We start from the raw sequence: 19,329 nt of genomic DNA, 5'->3' as shown, positions 1-19,329 counted from the left end.
CGCGCAGTTCCTCGCGCCCCTAAAAACAGGGCGCGTCTCAGATGCCCAGTTGCTTTGATTCGTGGAGCTTGGTGATCGCTTCTTTGTCGCCCTCCAGCTCCACGTCTGCGGCGTTCTGGCGGCCGTAGGCGAACAGGAGCAGCTCCGACGGTTCGCCTGTCACCGTGACCACCGGGACGCCGCGGTGGGCCACCGCTGTGCGGCCGTCCGGGCGGCGTAGGACCAGGCCCGTCGGGGCGCCGCGGCCCGTCAGGCGGGCTGTGCGTTCCAGGCGGGACCAGAGGGCGTCCTGGAAGACCGGGTCCAGCTCGCGGGGTGTCCAGTCGGGCTGTGCGCGGCGTACGTCCTCGGTGTGGACGTAGAACTCGATCGTGTTCGCCGCCTCGTCGATCTGCTTCAGGGAGAACGGCGAGAAACGCGGTGGGCCCGTACGGATCAGCTGGATCAGCTCTTCGTAGGGCTTCTCGGCGAATTCGGCCATCACCCGCTCCAGACGAGGAGCGAGCTGTTTGATCCAGGTTCCTCCGGCGGCGTCCGCGCGGCGCTCGCGCACCACCACGTGCGCGGCGAGGTCACGGGTGTGCCAGCCCTCGCACAGGGTGGGGGCGTCCGGACCCGTCGTTTCCAACAGGTCGGCGAGGAGAAGTCGTTCACGCTTCGCATGGGTCGACATGTCAGCAAGCCTACGACCGTCCACAAGGTCCGCCCAGTGGACATCCCGGGGGACTGTCAGTGGGGCGCGGCACAATAGCCCCATGACCAGCAGCACGCCCCCGCCCAGCAGGACCGGCGCCCCCAGCCCCCTGGCCCCGGAGATCGCCGCGCGCCTCAAGCGCGGCCCCGACGGGCTCGTTCCCGCCATCGCCCAGCAGTACGACACCGGTGAGGTGCTCATGCTCGGCTGGATGGACGACGAGGCGCTGCACCGCACCCTGACCACCGGCCGCTGTACCTACTGGTCGCGCAGCCGCCAGGAGTACTGGGTCAAGGGCGACACCTCCGGCCACTTCCAGCACGTGAAGTCCGTCGCCCTCGACTGCGACGCCGACACCGTGCTCGTCAGGGTCGACCAGGTGGGCGCCGCCTGCCACACCGGCGCGCGGACCTGCTTCGACGCCGACGTCCTGCTCGACGTGTCGTTCGAGGACGCCGATTCCGGCGTACTCCCGCAGGGTCAGTAAGGTCAGCCGCCATGGACCTCGAGACCTTCCGCAAGCTGGCCACCGACCGGCGCGTCATCCCCGTCACCCGCAAGCTCCTCGTCGACGGCGACACCCCGGTCGCGCTCTACCGCAAGCTCGCCGCCGAACGCCCCGGCACGTTCCTGCTGGAGTCCGCCGAGAACGGTCTCTCCTGGTCCCGCTACTCCTTCGTCGGCGTCCGCTCCAGCGCCACCCTCACCGCCCGCGACGGCGAGGCCCACTGGCTCGGCACCCCGCCCGTCGGCGTCCCCGTCGACGGCGACCCGCTCGCCGCCCTGCGCGCCACCATCGAGGCCCTCCACACGCCCCACCAGGAGGGACTGCCGCCCTTCACCGGGGGCATGGTCGGCTACCTCGGGTACGACATCGTGCGCCGCCTGGAGAAGATCGGCCCCGGCGAGCGCGACGACCTCCAGCTGCCCGAGCTGACCATGCTGCTCACCAGCGACCTGGCCGTCATGGACCACTGGGAGGGCTCGGTCCTGCTGATCGCCAACGCGATCAACCACAACGACCTCGACACGGGCGTCGACGAGGCCTACGCGGACGCCGTGGCCCGGCTCGACGCCATGCAGGCCGACCTCTCGCGCGCGGTCTCCCAGCCGCCCGCCGTGCTCCCGCCCTCCGAACTCCCCGAGTACACGGCCCTGTGGGGCGGCCCCGACTACCAGGTCGCCGTCGAGGACATCAAGGAGCGCATCCGCGCGGGCGAGGCCTTCCAGGTCGTCCCCTCCCAGCGCTTCGAAACCCCGTGCACGGCGAGCGCGCTGGACGTCTACCGGGTCCTGCGGGCCACCAACCCGTCCCCGTACATGTACCTGTTCCGCTTCGACGGGTTCGACGTCGTCGGCTCGTCCCCCGAGGCCCTCGTCAAGGTCGAGGACGGAAGCGCGATGGTCCACCCCATCGCGGGCACCCGGCACCGCGGGGCGACCCCGCAGGAGGACCAGGCCCTCGCCGAGGAACTCCTCGCCGACCCCAAGGAGCGCGCCGAGCACCTCATGCTCGTCGACCTCGGGCGCAACGACCTCGGCCGGGTCTGCGAGCCCGGCTCCGTCGAGGTCGTCGACTTCATGTCCGTCGAGCGGTACTCGCACGTCATGCACATCGTCTCGACCGTCACCGGCCGGGTGGCGCCGGGCCGCACCGCCTTCGACGTCCTGACGGCCTGCTTCCCGGCCGGCACGCTCTCCGGGGCGCCCAAGCCGCGCGCGATGCAGATCATCGACGAACTGGAGCCGTCCAGGCGGGGGTTGTACGGCGGTGCCGTCGGCTACCTCGACTTCGCGGGCGACTCCGACACCGCCATCGCCATCCGCACGGCCCTGCTGCGCGACGGCACGGCGTACGTCCAGGCGGGCGCCGGCGTCGTCGCCGACTCCGACCCGGTCGCGGAGGACAACGAGTGCCGCAACAAGGCGGCGGCGGTCCTGCGCGCCGTCCACACGGCGAACCGGCTCGGACAGTAGGCGGTTTCCCGGCAGTTTTCGGCCCATAGGCGCCCGATGGGTGGCCGAATGGGGCGCTTCTCACGCCAACCCCGGGTGCCGGTTCGCCCAGGGTTCAGGCGATAGTGGGGTACGTGACAGCCGTACCCGTACCTTCCGCGCGTTCCGACGCCCCCCTCCCCGGCCGGGCCGGCCGGCTCAGCCTCGCCGTCGCCCTGTCGGCCGGTGCGCTCGGCGCGGCCGTCGCGCTGCTCGCCACCCGCCAGCGCTGGTCGGAGGGCACCGCGACGGTCGCCGGCGGCGCCTTCCCGCTGACCGCCAGCGGCAGCGACGTCACGGGCGTGCCCGCGGCCCTGGCGATAGTGGGCCTCGCCGCGCTCGTCGCCGTCTTCGCCGTCCGCCGCTCCGGCCGCCTCCTGGTCGCCGGCCTGCTCGCGCTGTCCGGCGCCGGTACGGTCGCCGCGGCCGTCCTCGGCGCCTCCGACAGTTCCGCGCTCGACGAGAAGGCCGCCCAGGCCAGCGGGGACACGGCGGCCACCGTGAGCACCCTCAGCCACACGGCCTGGCCGTATGCGGCGGCTGTCGGCGGCGCGCTGATCATGCTCGCCGGCCTGCTCGCCCTGCGGTACGGCCGTCTGTGGCCGGCCATGTCCGGGCGGTACGAGCGCGGCGGTGCGCCGCGTCCGCGCCGACGGGCGGCGGCCGTCGACCCGGATCGGCCCGAGGAGATCTGGAAGGCGCTGGACCGGGGTGAGGATCCCACCGGGGCGTAGCGCTCCGCTGGGAGGGCGGTGTGTTGTCTGCGGGTTCGTTGTGGCTGGTCGCGCAGTTCCCCGCGCCCCTTTGGGGCGCGACTCGCTGGCGTGACCCCCGGGGTTCTGCACCCACGCGCGTGCGGGACAATGGACGACGAGCTTCCGGCTCACGACGTCCTGCATTCAACAACCAGCAACTCAGCAACGAGGAGCAAGTCATGGCGGGCACTAGCCACGGTCACACTCTGGCCGCCTGGACCGGCGTCACCATCTCCATCATCGGCTTCTGCGTCGCGGGCGCCTTCATGGTGATGGCCGAGCCGCTGGGCTTCTGGGCCGGCATGGTGGTCGTGGTCCTCGGCGGTGTCGTCGGCTGGATCATGGCCGCGATGGGCCTCGGCAAGCAGAAGACGGCCCGGCAGCTCGCGTCGACGCGTGAACCGGCGGGCGCCGAGAGCTGATTCCCCGTACTCCCGTACGGGAGTGGGTTTCAGGACTTCGAGGGGCGGCACGGCGACAGCGCCGGGGCCGCCTCTCGCGCGTGTACGCCCCGCAGGGGGCAGAATGCGTGGGGTGAACACCGAGCGGGCTCAGCAAGGCGTGCCCTCGGGCGCCGGTGCCGTCCTGGGACGGGTGGCCGTGCCCGCCGGGGTGCTCGCGGCCGTCGCCGGGGCCTTCGCGTACGTCGGGACGGTCGACCCCAACGAACCCGGGCACTACCCCGTCTGCCCGCTTCTGCGTCTGACCGGCGTGTACTGCCCCGGCTGCGGCGGTCTGCGCAGCGCCTACGCCTTCGTGCACGGGGACTGGGTGACGGCCCTCGGGGCCAACGCGCTCGCCGTGGCGGGATACCTGGCCTTCGCCGCCGTATGGACCGTCTGGGTGGTCCGCGCGGTGCGCGGACGGCCGATGCGGATCGATCTCGGGCCGGTGCATCTGTGGAGCCTGGGGACGTTGGTGCTGGTCTTCACGGTTGTCCGGAACCTGCCGTTCGGTGGCTGGCTACACCCTTGATCAAATGATGAATGTCCAGGTAGTGGGACCGGTGTCAACCGGATGTGAGGGGCATGGCCTCCTCCGGATACCATCGGAGTGACCAGCTTTGACAGTTTGTGCAGCTTCAATGCAGTGAATGGCTTGAACAGTCAATCGCCTACCGTCTGGAAGGGGGCCGCTCGCGTGAGTGTGCTCGACGAGATCATCGACGGAGTCCGTGCCGACCTCGCGGAGCGGCAGGCGCGCGTCAGCCTCGACGAGCTCAAGGAACGCGCGGCGAAGGCTCCCGCAGCCAAGGACGGGGTCGCCGCCCTGCGCGGTGACGGCGTCAAGGTCATCTGCGAGGTCAAGCGGTCCAGCCCCTCCAAGGGCGCGCTCGCGGCCATCGCCGACCCGGCCGGCCTCGCGGCGGACTACGAGGCGGGCGGCGCGGCCGTCATCTCCGTCCTCACCGAACAGCGCCGCTTCGGCGGCTCCCTGGCCGACCTGGAGGCCGTACGCGCGCGGGTGGACATCCCGGTGCTGCGCAAGGACTTCATCGTCACGTCGTACCAGCTGTGGGAGGCACGGGCGTACGGCGCCGACCTGGCCCTGCTGATCGTCGCGGCCCTCGACCAGCCCGCCCTGGAGTCCCTCATCGAGCGCGCCGAGTCCATCGGGCTCACCCCCCTCGTCGAGGTGCACGACGAGGACGAGGTCGAGCGGGCGGTGGACGCGGGGGCCCGGGTCATCGGTGTCAACGCGCGCAACCTGAAGACCCTGGAGGTCGACCGCTCCACGTTCGAGCGGGTCGCCCCCGAGATCCCCGACAGCATCGTCAAGATCGCCGAGTCGGGCGTCCGAGGCCCGCACGACCTGATCGCGTACGCCAACGCGGGCGCCGACGCCGTCCTGGTCGGCGAGTCCCTGGTGACGGGCAAGGACCCGAAGACAGCGGTCTCCGACCTGGTGGCGGCCGGCGAGCACCCGGCATTGCGGCACGGCCGAGGCTGATCACCGGCTAGAGTTTGCCCCGATGACTCTCACCATGACGCCCACGGACAGGTACGCCCGCCTCGCGCGCGGCTGCCGCCCCCGTGGCTGCCGTGCACCGGCACGCCGCGTGCACGGCCGCCGGGTCCGCTACGTCATCGGTGACGAGCCTGGGCAGGTCAACGGGCAGCGATGGCGGGTTTTCAGGGGCGCGGGGAACTGCGCGACAAGCCCCAACGGGCCCGCAGCCAACTAACAACCCCCCGCCCCACGGCGACGAGTGCCCAACACAAACTCACCGTGAGGTTCAGTCATGCCCAGCGAGTTCTTCATCCCCGACCCCGAGGGTCAAATCCCAAGCGCCGAAGGCTACTTCGGCGCGTTCGGCGGCAAGTTCATCCCGGAGGCCCTCGTCGCCGCCGTGGACGAGGTCGCCGTCGAGTACGACAAGGCGAAGTCCGACCCGGAGTTCGCCCGCGAGCTGGACGACCTGCTCGTCCACTACACCGGCCGCCCCAGCTCCCTCACCGAGGTGCCCCGGTTCGCCGAGCACGCCGGTGGCGCCCGGGTCTTCCTCAAGCGGGAGGACCTGAACCACACCGGGTCCCACAAGATCAACAACGTGCTCGGCCAGGCCCTCCTCACCAAGAGGATGGGCAAGACCCGGGTCATCGCCGAGACCGGTGCCGGTCAGCACGGGGTCGCCACCGCGACCGCCTGTGCGCTGTTCGGGCTCGAATGCACCATCTACATGGGCGAGATCGACACCCAGCGCCAGGCCCTCAACGTCGCCCGGATGCGCATGCTCGGCGCTGAGGTCATCGCCGTGAAGTCCGGTAGCCGCACCCTCAAGGACGCCATCAACGAGGCGTTCCGCGACTGGGTCGCCAACGTCGACCACACGCACTACCTGTTCGGGACCGTCGCCGGACCCCACCCCTTCCCGGCCATGGTGCGCGACTTCCACCGGGTGATCGGTGTGGAGGCCCGCAGGCAGCTCCTGGAGCAGGCCGGACGGCTCCCCGACGCCGCCGTCGCCTGTGTGGGCGGCGGATCCAACGCCATCGGGCTCTTCCACGCCTTCATCCCCGACGCCTCCGTCCGCCTCATCGGGTGCGAGCCCGGCGGGCACGGTGTCGAGACCGGCGAGCACGCCGCCACCCTCACCGCCGGTGAGCCCGGCATCCTGCACGGGTCGCGGTCGTACGTCCTCCAGGACGAGGAGGGGCAGATCACCGAGCCCTATTCCATCTCCGCCGGGCTGGACTACCCGGGCATCGGGCCCGAGCACTCCTACCTCAAGGACACCGGCCGCGCCGAGTACCGCGCGGTCACCGACGACGCCGCCATGCAGGCGCTGCGCCTGCTGTCGCGCACCGAGGGCATCATTCCGGCCATCGAGAGCGCGCACGCGCTGGCCGGTGCGCTGGAGGTCGGCAAGGAGCTGGGCAAGGACGGCCTGATCGTCGTCAACCTCTCCGGGCGCGGCGACAAGGACATGGACACCGCCGCCCGGTACTTCGGCCTGTACGACACCGACGCCGAGGTCGCCGCGAACGCGGCCGACACCGCCGAGATCGAGGGGGACGCCAAGTGAGCGGGAACATTCAGCTGCTGTCGGACACCCTCGCCGGTGCCAAGGCCGAGGGGCGGGCCGCGCTCATCGCGTACCTCCCCGCCGGGTTCCCGACCGTCGACGGCGGGATCGACGCCGTCAAGGCCGTGTTCGAGGGCGGCGCCGACATCGTCGAGGTCGGGCTGCCGCACAGCGACCCGGTGCTCGACGGGCCCGTCATCCAGACCGCCGACGACATCGCCCTGCGTGGTGGCGTCAAGATCGCGGATGTCATCCGTACGGTCCGGGAGGCCTACGAGGCCAGCGGGAAGCCGGTGCTCGTCATGACGTACTGGAACCCGATCGACCGCTACGGCGTCGAGCGGTTCACCGCCGAACTGGCGGAGGCGGGCGGCGCCGGGTGCATCCTGCCCGATCTGCCCGTGCAGGAGTCGGCGCTGTGGAGGGAGCACGCCCAGAAGCACGGCCTCGCGACCGTCTTCGTCGTCGCGCCCAGCAGCAAGGACGGGCGGCTCGCCGAGATCACCGCGGCGGGCAGCGGGTTCGTGTACGCCGCCTCGCTCATGGGCGTCACGGGGACCCGGGCGTCGGTCGGCGCCCAGGCCGAGAAGCTGGTCGAGCGCACCCGGGGCACCGGTACCGACCTGCCGGTCTGTGTCGGGCTCGGTGTCTCCAACGCGACCCAGGCCGCCGAGGTCGCCGGCTTCGCCGACGGTGTGATCGTCGGCTCGGCCTTCGTCAAGCGGATGCTCGACGCCCCGGACCACGCGGCCGGTGTCGAGGCCGTGCGGGAACTCGCCGCCGACCTCGCGAAGGGCGTGCGCGGCACGGCGTAAAAGGGCAGGACTACGAGCCGGACACGCAGGCCGGACATTTTTCGTACAGGTCGCCCGAACGGGTGGACCTGGGGCCGGGGAGGCGCAATGCGTCTCCCCGGTTCGTTCTGCGGGTGTGAGCGAGAAGAATCGTGACGGAAAGCGCACCGCCCGCGAGCGGCTGGCGGTCGAGCGTGAGAAGCAGAAGTCCGCGGAGAAGCGGCGGCGGGCGTTGATCGTGGGCGCCAGTGTCGTCTGCGTGCTGGGCCTCGCGGCGGTGATCGGCGTCGTCGCCGCGAACTCCGGCAAGGACAGCAAGAGCGACAGCGCCGGTCCGGTCGTGGCGCCCTCGGGTGCGCAGGGCAAGGACAGCCTCGCGATCCCGGTGGGCGAGGAGAGCGCCAAGTCGACGCTCACGGTGTGGGAGGACTTCCGCTGTCCGGCCTGCCAGTCCTTCGAGACCAACTACCGCTCGACCATCCATGAGCTGACGGCCGCGGGCAAGCTGAAGGTGAACTACCACCTGGCGACGATCATCGACGGCAACATGGGCGGCAGCGGCTCCCGGCACGCGGCCAACGCCGCCGCGTGCGCCCAGGACACCGGCAAGTTCACCGCGTACCACGACGTGCTGTACGAGAACCAGCCGCAGGAGACCGACGACGCCTTCGCGAAGGACAGCAGACTCATCGAGCTGGCGGCGAAGGTCGACGGACTCGACACGCCCGCGTTCCGGACGTGTGTCGAGGAGGGCACGCACAACAGCTGGGTCGCGAAGTCGAACCAGGCCTTCCAGAGCGGTGGCTTCGGCGGCACACCGACCGTCCTGCTCAACGAGAAGAACATCTACCAGGACCAGACGATGACCCCGGCGAAGCTGAAGCAGATGGTGGAGGCCGCCGACAAGGCGTAGGGCCTGGGCGCTTTCCGGGTTTCCCGGGGGCCTCCGGTTCGGCGTCGTGAGCGGAACCGGAGGCACCGCCCGTTATGGAGCCGTTGCCCGGGGCGGCTCACATCCGCCGCGCCCGTCAAGGTAGCGTCGGGACTGCCATGAATATCGCCTACATTCCCAGTCCGGCGCGCGGGGTGCTGCACCTTGGACCCATTCCGCTGCGCGGCTACGCGTTCTGCATCATCATCGGTGTCTTCGTCGCGGTCTGGCTCGGCAACAAGCGCTGGCTCGCCCGCGGTGGCCGACCCGGCACGGTGGCCGACATCGCGGTCTGGGCCGTGCCCTTCGGCCTGGTCGGTGGTCGCCTCTACCACGTGATCACGGACTACGAGCTGTACTTCAGCGAGGGCCGCGACTGGGTGGACGCCTTCAAGATCTGGGAGGGCGGCCTCGGCATCTGGGGCGCGATCGCCCTCGGCGCCCTGGGCGCGTGGATCGGCTGCCGTCGGCGCGGTATCCCGCTGCCGGCGTGGGCCGACGCCCTCGCCCCCGGTATCGCTCTCGCACAGGCGTGCGGGCGGTGGGGCAACTGGCTCAACCAGGAGCTGTACGGGCGCGAGACGACCGTCCCCTGGGCCGTCCACATCACCTCCTCGACCGACGGCCGGGTCCCGGGCTACTACCACCCGACGTTCCTGTACGAGTCCCTGTGGTGCGTCGGCGTCGCGCTGCTTGTCATCTGGGCCGACCGCCGCTTCACGCTGGGGCACGGACGGGCGTTCGCGCTGTACGTCGCCGCCTACTGCGTAGGCCGCTTCTGGATCGAGTACCTGCGCGTCGACGAGGCCCACCACATCCTCGGCATGCGGCTGAACAACTGGACCGCGATCCTCGTCTTCATCCTCGCGGTGGTCTACTTCGTGCTCTCGGCACGGATGCGGCCGGGCCGGGAGGAAGTCGTGGAGCCGGGTGACGATGTCTCCGACGGTTCAGCGGAGGATGCTGCCGAGGGCGACGGGGAATCGGCGGAGGTGAAGGCCGAGGCCGATACGGACGGCACGGCCAAGACCGAGGACGACGGCGAGGGCGAGGGCGAGAACAAGGCCGACTCCGAGTCCGAGGACAAGGCCGAAGACAAGGCCGAGGCGGAGCCGACCAAGAAGAGCTGATTGTTGGTTGTACGAGGATGAGGGCGCCCCGGTCGGACCGGGGCGCCCTCATCTGTTGTGCGGGTCAGGGGCGGGTTCGGTCGGCCAGGGACAGGGTTCTGCGGGCCGACGCGACCACCGCCGCGTCGATGAAGCGGCCGTCCGGGAGGGCCTGGGCGCCCTCGTCCGTGGCCGCCGCCTTGACGATCTGCTCGGCCTCCTCGATCTCCTCCGGGGTGGGCAGATAGGCGCGTTCGATGACCGGGAGCTGGCGGGGGTGGATCGCCGCCCGGCCCAGGAAGCCCAGGGCGCGGCCGTGGGCGCAGGACGCGGCGAGGGTGTCGAGGTCCCGGGTGTCCGGGTGGACCGACTGGGGCGGCGGGGTGAGTCCGGCCGCTCGTGCGGCCACGACGACCCGGGAGCGGCACCAGTCGAGGCCCGCGTCTCCTCGTACTCCCAGATCGGCCCGGAGGTCGGCTTCGCCGAGCGCGATGCCGTGCAGGGCGGGGTGGGCGGTCGCGATGGCGAAGGCGTGTTCGATGCCGAGGGCGGTTTCGAGGAGGGCGTGGAGCGGGAGCGCCTTTTCGCGGGTTCGGGTGGCCACTCGTACGACGTCCTGGGGTGTCGTCACCTTCGGGAGGCGTAGGCCCGCGACGCCGGGGAGGCCTTCGAGGGACCGGAGGTCGGGGGTGGCCAGGGGGCCGTCCAGGGCGTTGATCCGGACGTGGACCGGGACCGGCTGGGGGTCGGTGAGGCGTTCGGCGGTGGCTGTGCGGGCGTACTCCTTGCGGTCGGGGGCGACCGCGTCCTCCAGGTCGACGACGACCACGTCGGCGCCGGAGGCGAGGGCCTTGGTGACCACCTCGGGGCGGTCGCCGGGGACGTACAGCCAGGTCAGAGGGGTGGCTGTCATAGGGCGCCCTCGGTGCGCAGGGTGTCGATCTCGGGTTCGGTCAGGCCCAGTTCGGTGAGGACGGCCGTGGTGTCGGCGCCGTGCGGGCGGCCCGCCCAGCGGATCGCGCCGGGGGTCGCGGAGAGCCGGAAGAGGACGTTCTGCATACGGATCGGGCCGAGGTCGGGGTCGTCGACCGTGGTGATGGTGTCGAGGGCCTGGTACTGCGGGTCGGTCATGACCTCCCGTACGTCCTGGATCGGGGCCACCGCCGCCTCCGCCTTCTCGAAGGCCGCCATGACCTCGGAGTGGGAGTGGCGGGCGATCCACGAGCCGACCGCCTCGTCGAGGACGTCCGAGTGGCGGGCGCGGTCGGCGCCCGTGGTGAACCAGGGCTCGTCGATCAGCTCCGGGCGGCCGACCAGACGCATCACGCGCTCGGCGATCGACTGGGCCGAGGTCGACACGGCGACCCAGGTGCCGTCGGCCGTGCGGTAGGTGTTGCGGGGGGCGTTGTTCTGCGAGCGGTTGCCGGTGCGCGGCTGGACGTGGCCCAACTGGTCGTACCAGAGCGGCTGCGGACCGAGGACGGTGAGGATCGGCTCGATGATCGCCATGTCGACGACCTGGCCCTCGCCGGTGCGGTCGCGGGCGGCGAGTGCCGTCATCACGGCGTACGCGGTCGCCAGGCCCGCGATCGAGTCGGCGAGGCCGAAGGGCGGGAGCGTCGGGGGTGCGTCCGGTTCGCCGGTGATCGCGGCGAAGCCGCTCATCGCCTCGGCGAGGGTGCCGAAGCCGGGGCGATGGGCGTACGGGCCGAACTGGCCGAAGCCGGTGACCCGGGCCAGGACCAGCCGCGGGTTGGCGGCGGACAGCTCCGGCCAGCCCAGGTCCCATTTCTCCAGGGTGCCCGGGCGGAAGTTCTCGATGATCACGTCGGCTGTCGTGGCGAGGTGGAGCAGGGTGGCGCGGCCTCCGGGCTTCGACAGATCCAGGGTCATCGTGCGCTTGTTGCGGCCCAGCAGCTTCCACCAGAGGCCGATGCCGTCCTTGGACGGGCCGTGGCCCCGGGAGGGATCGGGCTTCACCGGGTGCTCGATCTTGATCACCTCGGCGCCGAAGTCGCCGAGCATGGTGGCGGCGAGCGGGCCCGCGAAGAGGGTGGCCAGGTCGAGGACGCGGAGGCCCGTGAGGGGGGCCGCGGTGGCCGTGGTGGCCGTGCCGGGTGTGGTGGCCGTGGTCGTGCCGGGTGCGGTGGTGGGGGGCTTGGGTGCGTTCATGATGCGTACCTGGCCTCGATCTCCGAGCGGTACGGCATCGATGCCGACGCGCCCGGCCGTTGTACGGAGAGTGCGCCCGCCGCCGCGGCCCATGCCAGGGCGTCGGGCATCGGGCGCCCTTCGGCCAGGGCCACCGCGAGGGCGCCGACGAAGGTGTCGCCGGCGCCGGTCGAGTCCACGGCGGTGACGGGCGGCGCGGGGACGGTGATGGATTCGGAGCCTCGGGTTGCGTACAGGCTGCCGGCCGGGCCCAGGGTGACCACGACCTCCGGTACCTGGTCGAGGAGTGCGGTGGCTGCCTGGTGAGGGTCGGTCAGGCCGGTGAGGGCTGTGGCCTCGTGCTGGTTCGGCACCAACAGGTCGGTGGCGGCGAGGAGTTCGGGTGGCAGGGGTTGGGCGGGGGCCGGGGTGAGGATCGTACGGACGCTGTGGCGGTGAGCGGCCTGGGCGCCCTCGATCACCGCCGTGAGCGGGATCTCCAGCTGGAGCAGCAGAACGTCGGCGGTGGCGATCAGGCCCTCGTCGCCGGGGGCGAGGGCGGTGACGGTGCCGTTGGCGGCGGGGATGACGACGATCGCGTTGCCGCCCTCGTCGTCCACGACGATGTGCGCGGTGCCGGAGGCGCCCTCGACGGTGCGGAGGTGGTCGGTGTCGACGCCCGAGTGCTCGAGCGTGGAGCGGAGCTGGGTGCCGTACGTGTCGTTGCCCACCGCGCCGATCATCGAGACGTCGGCGCCCGAACGGGCCGCCGCCACAGCCTGGTTGGCGCCCTTGCCGCCGGGGATCGTACGGAACTCACGTCCCGTCACCGTCTCCCCGCGCTGCGGGGCCTTGCCGACGTACGCGACGAGGTCCATGTTCGTGCTGCCCAGCACGGCGATATGGGTCATGGGTGGGCTGCCTCCAAGTGGGTGAGGGAGTACGTCAGTTGGGCGAGGTCGTCGAAGCCGGTGCCGTTGAAGTCCGCGACGGAGGTGGCGAGTTGGTTCTTCAGGGGTGTGGTCCAGCGGTCGGGGAGGGCGGCGGGGGAGCCTGCGAGGAGGGCGGCGATGCTGCCGGCCGTCGCGCCGTTGGAGTCGGTGTCCCAACCGCCGGACACGGCACGGCAGATGGAGCCGGTGAAGTCGCCGTCGGCGTGGGTGAGGGCGGCGGCGATCAGGGCGGTGTTGGGGATGGCGTGGACCCAGTGGTAGGTGGGTGAGTGGGTCGCGTGCAGTTCGTCCACGACGGTGGTGAAGTCGGGCTGGGTTTCGGCCAGTTGGATGCCGTGGTGGATGGCTTTCGCCAGGCGGGAGCGTGGGGGGATCACTGTCAGGCCGGTGCGCAGGCAGGTGTGGATGTCGTGGGTGCCGGTGGCGGTGGCGGCCTGGGCGATGGTGGCCGCCGTGAACATGGCCGCGTAGACGCCGTTCGCGGTGTGGGTGAGGGTCGCGTCGCGGTACGCCTGTTCGGCTGCGGTGGCCGGGTCGCCGGGGTTGGTCCAGCCGTGGACGTCGGCGCGGATCAGGGCGCCGATCCACTCGCGGAACGGGTTGCGGTGGCGGGCCGTGAGTGGGGGTTCGAGGCCGGAGAGGAGGTTGCGATAGGCGATGCGTTCGGCCGTGAAGGTGCGGCCTGCGGGGAGTTCGTCCAGCCAGAGTTTCGCCACGTCCGTGGTGGTGAAGTGGGGGCCGTGGCGTTGGAGCAGGAGGAGGTTGAGGAGGGGGTAGTTGAGGTCGTCGTCCTCGGGCATGCCGTTGATGTTCTCGGCGAGGGAGGTTGTGGCTGAGCGGCGGTTCCAGGGGTGGGCTGTTGTGAGTTCCTCCGGGACTCCTCTGGCTGTGAACCAGGTGTTCAGGGGCCAGTTGCCGGTTGCCTGGGCGAGGTGGCGGATGGCGGTCAGGGGGAGTTTTTCTACCGGTTTGCCTAGGAGGCAGCCTGCGGCTCTGCCCAGCCAGGCTGCCTCCAGGCGGAGGGGGGTGGGGGCTGAGGTGGGGCGGATCTCTTCCCCAAGCCCACCCCTTCCCGAAACCGGGGGCTCCGCCCCCGGACCCCCCGAAGGCCAGTCGAGGCACAGCGCCCGGATCTGGTTCAGGTCGGTCGGCTCGTCGTCCGCCGAACTGCTGGGCAGGTCTGCCAGTTCGTCCAGCAAGTCCTCTGCCAGTTGTCGCAAGTAGCGCGATGCCCGGTCTGGGGACGCGCCTGCTCGTTGCGGGGCCTCCGGGCCGCCCGCTGCCCTCCAGCGGGCGGCGATTCTGCTGGGCTCTCGGCCGTCCTGGGTTGCCTGGCGCAGTTCGTGGCCGATCAGGTCCTCCGGCTGGACCCAGGTCAGTCGGAGCATCCCGCGCTCCTGAGCTGGGCGAACGCCCCCTCGTGGGAACGGCGTCGGTGGACGTCCCGTTCGAAGACCTCCCGGGTCACCTCGGTCAGTGTGCGGGCCGGTTCCCAGAGGTCCAGGCGGCTCGCCTCCGCGACCGTCTTCGACCAGTCGGACGGCGCCTCGGAGCCCAGCGCGCCGGCGAGCGCCCCCGCCATCGTTGCGATCGAGTCGCAGTCGCGGCCGTAGTTCACCGAACCCAGTACCGCGTGGCGGAAGTCGCCGCCCGCCACCGTCAACATGCCCAGCGCCACCGGGAGTTCCTCGATCGTGTGCAGACGGGACGGGCGACGGGCGCCCAGCGACGGGGTGCGGTAGTCCGGGCCCACCGTGTCGTAGGGCGTCACCGCCTCCCGCAGTGGGCGCAGCGCCGACTCGAAGTCCGAGTAGCGGGAGGCCACCTCGCACACCGTCTCGATCGCCGCCCGGGTGCCGTCCTTCGCCAGGGAGAGGCATGCCTCGATCACCGAGTCGGGCGTCGAGTCAGGGGCGCACGCCGCTGCCACCCCTGCCGCGAAGACCGCCGCCGCCTCCCTGCCGTACGAGGACTGGTGGGCGCCCGCGATGTCGAGGGCCTCGGCGTACGCGCCCGCCGGGTTGGCAGCGTTGACCAGGCCGACCGGGGCCATGTACATCGCCGCACCGCAGTTGACGATGTTGCCCACGCCTGCCTCGCGGGGGTCGATGTGGCCGTAGTGGATCCGGGCCACCAGCCATTTCTCCGCGAGGAAGATGCGTTGGAGGGGGAGTGCCTCGGCCTCCAGCTCCGGGATCCAGCGCGGGTTCGTCATCAGGTCCGGGACCAGGTGGCCGGCGACCGCGTACGCGTCCAGATGGTCTCTGACCTGGGCGTACACCCGTACCAGCGCATGGGTCATCAAGGTGTCGTCGGTGACGTGGCCGTCACCCTTGTGGTACGGGGCGATCGGGCGGGCCGTGCGCCAGGCGTCCCCGTTCCAGGGGCCGACGATGCCGTGGACGCGGCCCGCGTGGCGTTCGAGGATCTGCTCGGGGGTGTAGCCCTCGACGGGGCCGCCGAGCGCGTCTCCGACGGCCGCGCCGACCAGGGCAGCGGTGATCCGCTCGTCCAGGCCCAGTACTTGGCGTGCCTCGTGGGTTTCTGTTGCTTTGGGCGTCATGTTGCGAATCATCCTCTTGGGGCGGTCCGTTGCGTGGCTTCCAGGAGTTCGGCGAGTTCCACCAGGTCGGTGCCGGTCAGACGGGGGAGGGCGCAGCCGGAGAGGGTGCGGCACGCGTCCCGCCAGGCCGTCGGGATCGCGGCGCCGCCGCCCAACGCGCCGGTCAGGGCGCCCGCGAGGGCCGGGGCCGAGTCCGCGACCCGGGAGAGGCAGGCCGCTGCGGGAACCGCTTCCGCGATCCGGCCGTGCGCGGCGGTGGCCAGTGCCAGCGCGACCGGGACCGTCTCGGCGGCGGCGATTCCGTAGCTGTAGACGTGGTCCACGATCTGGTGTTCCAGGAGCGGGACCAGGGCGAACGCGCCGTCCGTGTCCTGGGCGAGCTTCAGCGCGTGGCGGGTGTTGCGGCCGATCTCCGTGCACTCGGGCAGTTCCGCCAGGGCCGCGTTCACGCAGCCCTCGACCTCCTCGCCGGCCAGTGCCAGGGCGAGGGCCGCCGCCATCGCTCGGGCGCCGTGCACGCCGTCGCCGTCCTGGGTGTAGCGGGCGTCGAACTCGGCCAGTTCGGCGGCGAGTCGGGGGTCGCCGGGGTGGGCCACGGCCAGCACGCACGCTCGTACGCAGGCCGCGTCGTCGAAGTAGTGCGGGTTGTCGTGGCCGGTGGCGGGTGGGCGCAGGCCGGCGGCGAGGTTGCCGAGGCCGGCCCGTACGGAGATGCGGGCGCGCAGGGGGAGTACTGCCGACTCGACCTCGGGGGCGCGTTCCGCTGCTGCGGCAACCTCGCTGGCGACGGCGTTCCAGGACAGGTCGATGGCGGCGCGGGCTCGGCGCTCGCGGCTCAGGTCTCCGAGCACGGTGTCGTCGCCGGCCCGTAGGAGGGCCTCGGCTGCGAATGCCGCCCACTCGGCGTCGTCCGAGGGGCCGAGGCGGAGGGGTTCCGGGGGTTGGTTGAGGGCGATGGGGACGGGGAGGGTGGTTGTTGCGTTCTGCTCGGCGAAGGTGTCGAGTTCTCGGGTGAGGCGGCGGGTCCAGTCGGGCATGCGGGCGGCTCTGTGGCGGGCGGCGGGCCAGCCGGCGGCGTCGCCTGCGGCTAGGCCCAGGAGTAGGCCCTCGATGCGGCGGGTGGTCATGGGTGGACCTCGGCTTTGGCTCGGGTGGTGTGTTTCGCCCCCGCCGCCCTTACCCGTCCCATCCCTGGGGGCTGCGCCCCCAGACCCCCGCTGTCGGCCTGAACGGCCTCGTCCTCAAACGCCGGACGGGCTGAGATGGCTGGGGTTGGGGTGAAGGTGCGTGGGGAGCATGGCTTGGCCTGGGCGGCCTTGTCCTCGAACGTCGGGCGGGCTGAGATGGCAGGGGCTGGGTTGAATGTGCGGTGGACGTGTCCTGTCCTCGAACGTCGGAGACGTGGGTTCACGGCAGCACCTCGGTTTTGGCCGTCGGGTCTTCGTCCGAGGCCAGGACGTACGCCGCCTGGTCCGGTGCCGGGGCGGGATCCCGTACCGCATCCACCGCATCTCGTACGACCGGCTTCGCGCCCCACTTGCCGCCCTCGCCCGGAGTCAGTAGCTCCGCCACGTCGAGTACGTGGTGGCCCGCCATGGAGGGGAGGCAGGTGCCGCGGGCCGGGCCGATTGCCTCCGCCCAGTCGGGTGGGATGGCCGAGGCGCCGTGTGTCGCGCCCGCCAAGGCGCCTGCCACCGCTGCCGTCGTGTCCGCGTCGCGGCCCATGTTGACGGCTGTGAGGACCGATTCCTTGAAGTCGCCGTCGGCCGCCGCGTACGCACCGAAGGCCAGGGCTACGGCTTCCGGGGCCAGGTCGGTCCAGGGATAGCCGCCGATCACCACCGCGGAGCGGACCGCCCGTTCGCCGCGGTGGGCCACCGCCACCGCCCGGCGGAGGGAGCGGGCCGTCCAGGAGTCGTCGGGGACTACCGCCAACGCCGATGCCACCACCGCGATCGTCGGTGCGCCCGCCATCGCCGCCGCCACGCCCGCCGCCACCGCCTGGCCGCCGTAGATGCCCTCGCCGTCGTGGCTCACCGAACCGTCGATCGCCACCAGGCGGGCCGCCTCGGCCGGGCGGCCCGCCGCGAAGACGCCGAAGGGGGCTGCCCGCATGGCGAGACCGTCGCTCCACGCGTGGCGGTGTTGAGCTGAGATCGGGGCTGCCAGGCCCCGGCGCAGGTTTTCCAGGGTGCCGCGTTCGGAGAAACCCGCGCCCCGGAACGGGCCCTCGTCCAGGTCGGCGATCCACTGGTGCCAGGCCGCCTCCACATGGGCCGGGGTGAGGGCCGAGCCGTGCCGGGCCAGGAGGAGGCCCGAGAAGATCGCGTACTCCGTGTCGTCCGTGCCGGAGGGGTTTTCGGCCACGTATCCGGTGATGCGGCCCCAGCGGGCGCGGATCTCCGAGGGCTTCATGTTCTCGGCGGGGGCGCCGAGCGCGTCCCCCACGGCCAGACCGAGCAGGGCGCCGCGTGCTCTGTCGCGCAGGACGGCGGCGTCGCCGGGTGCCGGGACCGAGGGAATGCAGGCGATCGATGCCATACGCGGCCTCTCCTCCGGAGGGTTCCGGGGGCTCCCTCGCGGGGGAGCGGAACCCTTTGCGGAACTGTCCCACCGGAGGCCTTCGCGCGAGCCTCTGGCGCCCCAGCATCACCCGGTCGACATTTGTGCGAGCACTCCTACGGATGAGCGATCACGGTGAATGTGCAGGTGAGGGCAGCCTTTCCTTGCTGGCAAGGGAGGAATTCGCGGCGTATTTTTGGTGTTGTCGAGGGTTGGAATCAGTCTAGGTTTGCTTCGGCAATGTCCGGAGCGGGATGGGGGACGGTGTGGCCATCATCGAGAACGAGGCGGTGTTGCATGAGGCGCACCGGGACAATCACACCCACCGGGATGTGAGCGGGGGGTGGCTGCGGCCCGCCGTTTTCGGGGCCATGGACGGGCTTGTTTCGAACCTCGCTCTGATGACCGGTGTGGCCGGCGGGGCTGTTGCGCATCAGACCGTCGTCATCACCGGGCTCGCCGGTCTTGCCGCCGGGGCCTTTTCGATGGCCGCCGGTGAGTACACCTCCGTCGCCTCCCAGAGGGAACTCGTCGAGGCCGAACTTGATGTCGAGCGGCGGGAGTTGAGGAAGCATCCGGTGGACGAGCAGCGTGAGCTCGCCGCGCTCTACGAGTCCCGGGGTGTCCAGCCCGAGCTTGCCCGTGAAGTCGCCCGGCAGCTCTCGCGCGATCCCGAGCAGGCGCTGGAGATACACGCCCGTGAGGAGTTGGGTGTCGACCCTGGTGGGCTTCCCTCGCCTGTCGTCGCCGCGGGTTCGTCCTTCGGGGCGTTCGCGCTCGGGGCGCTGCTTCCCGTACTCCCTTATCTGCTCGGGGCGACCGCGCTGTGGCCCGCCGTGCTGGTCGCGCTCGTCGGGCTCTTCGGGTGTGGGGCCGTGGTGGCCCGGGTGACCGCGCGAACCTGGTGGTTCAGCGGGCTCAGGCAGCTCGCGCTGGGGGGTGCGGCGGCCGGTGTGACGTATGCCCTGGGCGGTCTGTTCGGCGCGGCCGTAGGATAGGAAATCGTGCACTTATGCGTTGGGCCGCATAAGTAGCTGTTACTCGCTGGTTTCGAACGCTTAACCACTGGGCATGAGCCGTAAGCGCTGTGGGCAACGAAGCCTGCGGCGCACCCGCGAGGTGGGCGACGACGCTCCCCTTGCCATGGGTCGGAGGACATCGATCTGTCCGCTTCGACCCCCATTACTTCCACCGGAGCGCGGTCATCACACCGCGCGTCACGGTGTCCGCATGTTGGTACGTAGTATCCGGTTCCCGAGAACCGTCCCATCATGTAACCTGCACGAAATTTTGCAC

19 protein-coding genes and 1 pseudogene are annotated in these 19,329 nt (G+C 71.3%); 12 read left to right on the top strand and 8 right to left on the bottom strand.

Annotated elements, in window-relative coordinates; translation table 11 throughout:
* Positions 1-37: 37 nt before the first annotated feature.
* Positions 38-673 carry a TIGR03085 family metal-binding protein gene (locus tag ACWDR4_RS26905; protein WP_450412424.1) on the bottom strand — a complete coding sequence of 212 codons (636 nt, stop codon included), beginning with the start codon at positions 671-673 and terminating at the stop codon, positions 38-40.
* 82 nt (positions 674-755) lie between these two features.
* Between ACWDR4_RS26905 and hisI the strand changes: the two genes are divergently transcribed.
* The 11 genes from hisI (at position 756) to lgt (ending at position 9,825) form a co-directional block, all read left to right on the top strand.
* Positions 756-1,181 carry a phosphoribosyl-AMP cyclohydrolase gene (gene hisI / locus ACWDR4_RS26900; protein WP_450412422.1) on the top strand — a complete coding sequence of 142 codons (426 nt, stop codon included), beginning with the start codon at positions 756-758 and terminating at the stop codon, positions 1,179-1,181.
* 11 nt (positions 1,182-1,192) lie between these two features.
* The gene (locus ACWDR4_RS26895) at positions 1,193-2,671 is read left to right on the top strand and encodes an anthranilate synthase component I (protein ID WP_450412420.1); all 1,479 of its coding nucleotides are present in this window, start codon (positions 1,193-1,195) and stop codon (positions 2,669-2,671) included.
* Positions 2,672-2,775: 104 nt separating this feature from the next.
* Positions 2,776-3,423 carry a TIGR02234 family membrane protein gene (locus ACWDR4_RS26890; protein ID WP_450412418.1) on the top strand — a complete coding sequence of 216 codons (648 nt, stop codon included), beginning with the start codon at positions 2,776-2,778 and terminating at the stop codon, positions 3,421-3,423.
* A gap of 200 nt (positions 3,424-3,623) precedes the next feature.
* Positions 3,624-3,866 (top strand): HGxxPAAW family protein, encoded by a 243-nt coding sequence (locus tag ACWDR4_RS26885; RefSeq protein ID WP_450412416.1) that lies wholly within the window; start codon positions 3,624-3,626, stop codon positions 3,864-3,866.
* Between the two features lie 103 nt (positions 3,867-3,969).
* Positions 3,970-4,419, top strand: coding sequence for a DUF2752 domain-containing protein (locus tag ACWDR4_RS26880; protein ID WP_450412414.1), 450 nt, complete (start codon positions 3,970-3,972; stop codon positions 4,417-4,419).
* Positions 4,420-4,584: 165 nt separating this feature from the next.
* Positions 4,585-5,394 (top strand): indole-3-glycerol phosphate synthase TrpC, encoded by an 810-nt coding sequence (trpC, locus tag ACWDR4_RS26875; protein ID WP_105975727.1) that lies wholly within the window; start codon positions 4,585-4,587, stop codon positions 5,392-5,394.
* 22 nt (positions 5,395-5,416) lie between these two features.
* Positions 5,417-5,629 carry a tryptophan biosynthesis modulator TrpM gene (gene trpM / locus ACWDR4_RS26870; RefSeq protein ID WP_450412412.1) on the top strand — a complete coding sequence of 71 codons (213 nt, stop codon included), beginning with the start codon at positions 5,417-5,419 and terminating at the stop codon, positions 5,627-5,629.
* Positions 5,630-5,686: 57 nt separating this feature from the next.
* The gene (trpB, locus tag ACWDR4_RS26865) at positions 5,687-6,970 is read left to right on the top strand and encodes a tryptophan synthase subunit beta (RefSeq protein ID WP_450412410.1); all 1,284 of its coding nucleotides are present in this window, start codon (positions 5,687-5,689) and stop codon (positions 6,968-6,970) included.
* Complete coding sequence (gene trpA / locus ACWDR4_RS26860; protein WP_450412408.1) at positions 6,967-7,785, top strand: tryptophan synthase subunit alpha; 819 nt, start codon at positions 6,967-6,969, stop codon at positions 7,783-7,785. The genes trpB and trpA overlap by 4 nt, the downstream gene beginning before the upstream one ends.
* A gap of 115 nt (positions 7,786-7,900) precedes the next feature.
* Entirely contained in the window at positions 7,901-8,677 is a 777-nt protein-coding gene (locus tag ACWDR4_RS26855; RefSeq protein WP_450412406.1) for a DsbA family protein, read from the top strand.
* A 137-nt stretch (positions 8,678-8,814) separates the two neighbouring features.
* Positions 8,815-9,825, top strand: coding sequence for a prolipoprotein diacylglyceryl transferase (gene lgt, locus ACWDR4_RS26850; protein WP_450412404.1), 1,011 nt, complete (start codon positions 8,815-8,817; stop codon positions 9,823-9,825).
* Positions 9,826-9,889: 64 nt separating this feature from the next.
* Here the strand turns inward: lgt and ACWDR4_RS26845 are convergent, their stop codons facing one another.
* The 7 genes and pseudogenes from ACWDR4_RS26845 to ACWDR4_RS26815 form a co-directional block, all read right to left on the bottom strand.
* Positions 9,890-10,717: an HpcH/HpaI aldolase/citrate lyase family protein gene (locus ACWDR4_RS26845; RefSeq protein WP_450412402.1), complete on the bottom strand. Its 828-nt coding sequence runs from the start codon at positions 10,715-10,717 to the stop codon at positions 9,890-9,892.
* Entirely contained in the window at positions 10,714-11,976 is a 1,263-nt protein-coding gene (locus tag ACWDR4_RS26840; RefSeq protein WP_450412400.1) for a CaiB/BaiF CoA transferase family protein, read from the bottom strand. Before ACWDR4_RS26840 ends, ACWDR4_RS26845 begins: the two co-directional genes overlap by 4 nt.
* The gene (rbsK, locus tag ACWDR4_RS26835) at positions 11,973-12,866 is read right to left on the bottom strand and encodes a ribokinase (protein WP_450412398.1); all 894 of its coding nucleotides are present in this window, start codon (positions 12,864-12,866) and stop codon (positions 11,973-11,975) included. Before rbsK ends, ACWDR4_RS26840 begins: the two co-directional genes overlap by 4 nt.
* A complete protein-coding gene (locus ACWDR4_RS26830; protein ID WP_450412397.1) occupies positions 12,863-14,296 on the bottom strand; it encodes an ADP-ribosylglycohydrolase family protein in 1,434 nt (477 codons plus the stop codon). The genes rbsK and ACWDR4_RS26830 overlap by 4 nt, the downstream gene beginning before the upstream one ends.
* Entirely contained in the window at positions 14,284-15,471 is a 1,188-nt protein-coding gene (locus ACWDR4_RS26825; RefSeq protein WP_450412395.1) for an ADP-ribosylglycohydrolase family protein, read from the bottom strand. The genes ACWDR4_RS26830 and ACWDR4_RS26825 overlap by 13 nt, the downstream gene beginning before the upstream one ends.
* An 8-nt stretch (positions 15,472-15,479) precedes the next feature.
* Positions 15,480-16,658, bottom strand: a pseudogene (locus ACWDR4_RS26820) (ADP-ribosylglycohydrolase family protein); the annotation flags it as partial.
* 220 nt (positions 16,659-16,878) lie between these two features.
* A complete protein-coding gene (locus tag ACWDR4_RS26815) occupies positions 16,879-18,012 on the bottom strand; it encodes an ADP-ribosylglycohydrolase family protein (RefSeq protein ID WP_450412393.1) in 1,134 nt (377 codons plus the stop codon).
* A 287-nt stretch (positions 18,013-18,299) separates the two neighbouring features.
* Between ACWDR4_RS26815 and ACWDR4_RS26810 the strand changes: the two genes are divergently transcribed.
* Positions 18,300-19,031: a VIT1/CCC1 transporter family protein gene (locus ACWDR4_RS26810; RefSeq protein WP_450412391.1), complete on the top strand. Its 732-nt coding sequence runs from the start codon at positions 18,300-18,302 to the stop codon at positions 19,029-19,031.
* The last annotated feature ends 298 nt before the right edge of the window (positions 19,032-19,329 follow it).

The organism is Streptomyces sp. NPDC000878, from assembly GCF_053599695.1.
This window is presented reverse-complemented; position numbering and strand designations above follow the sequence as displayed.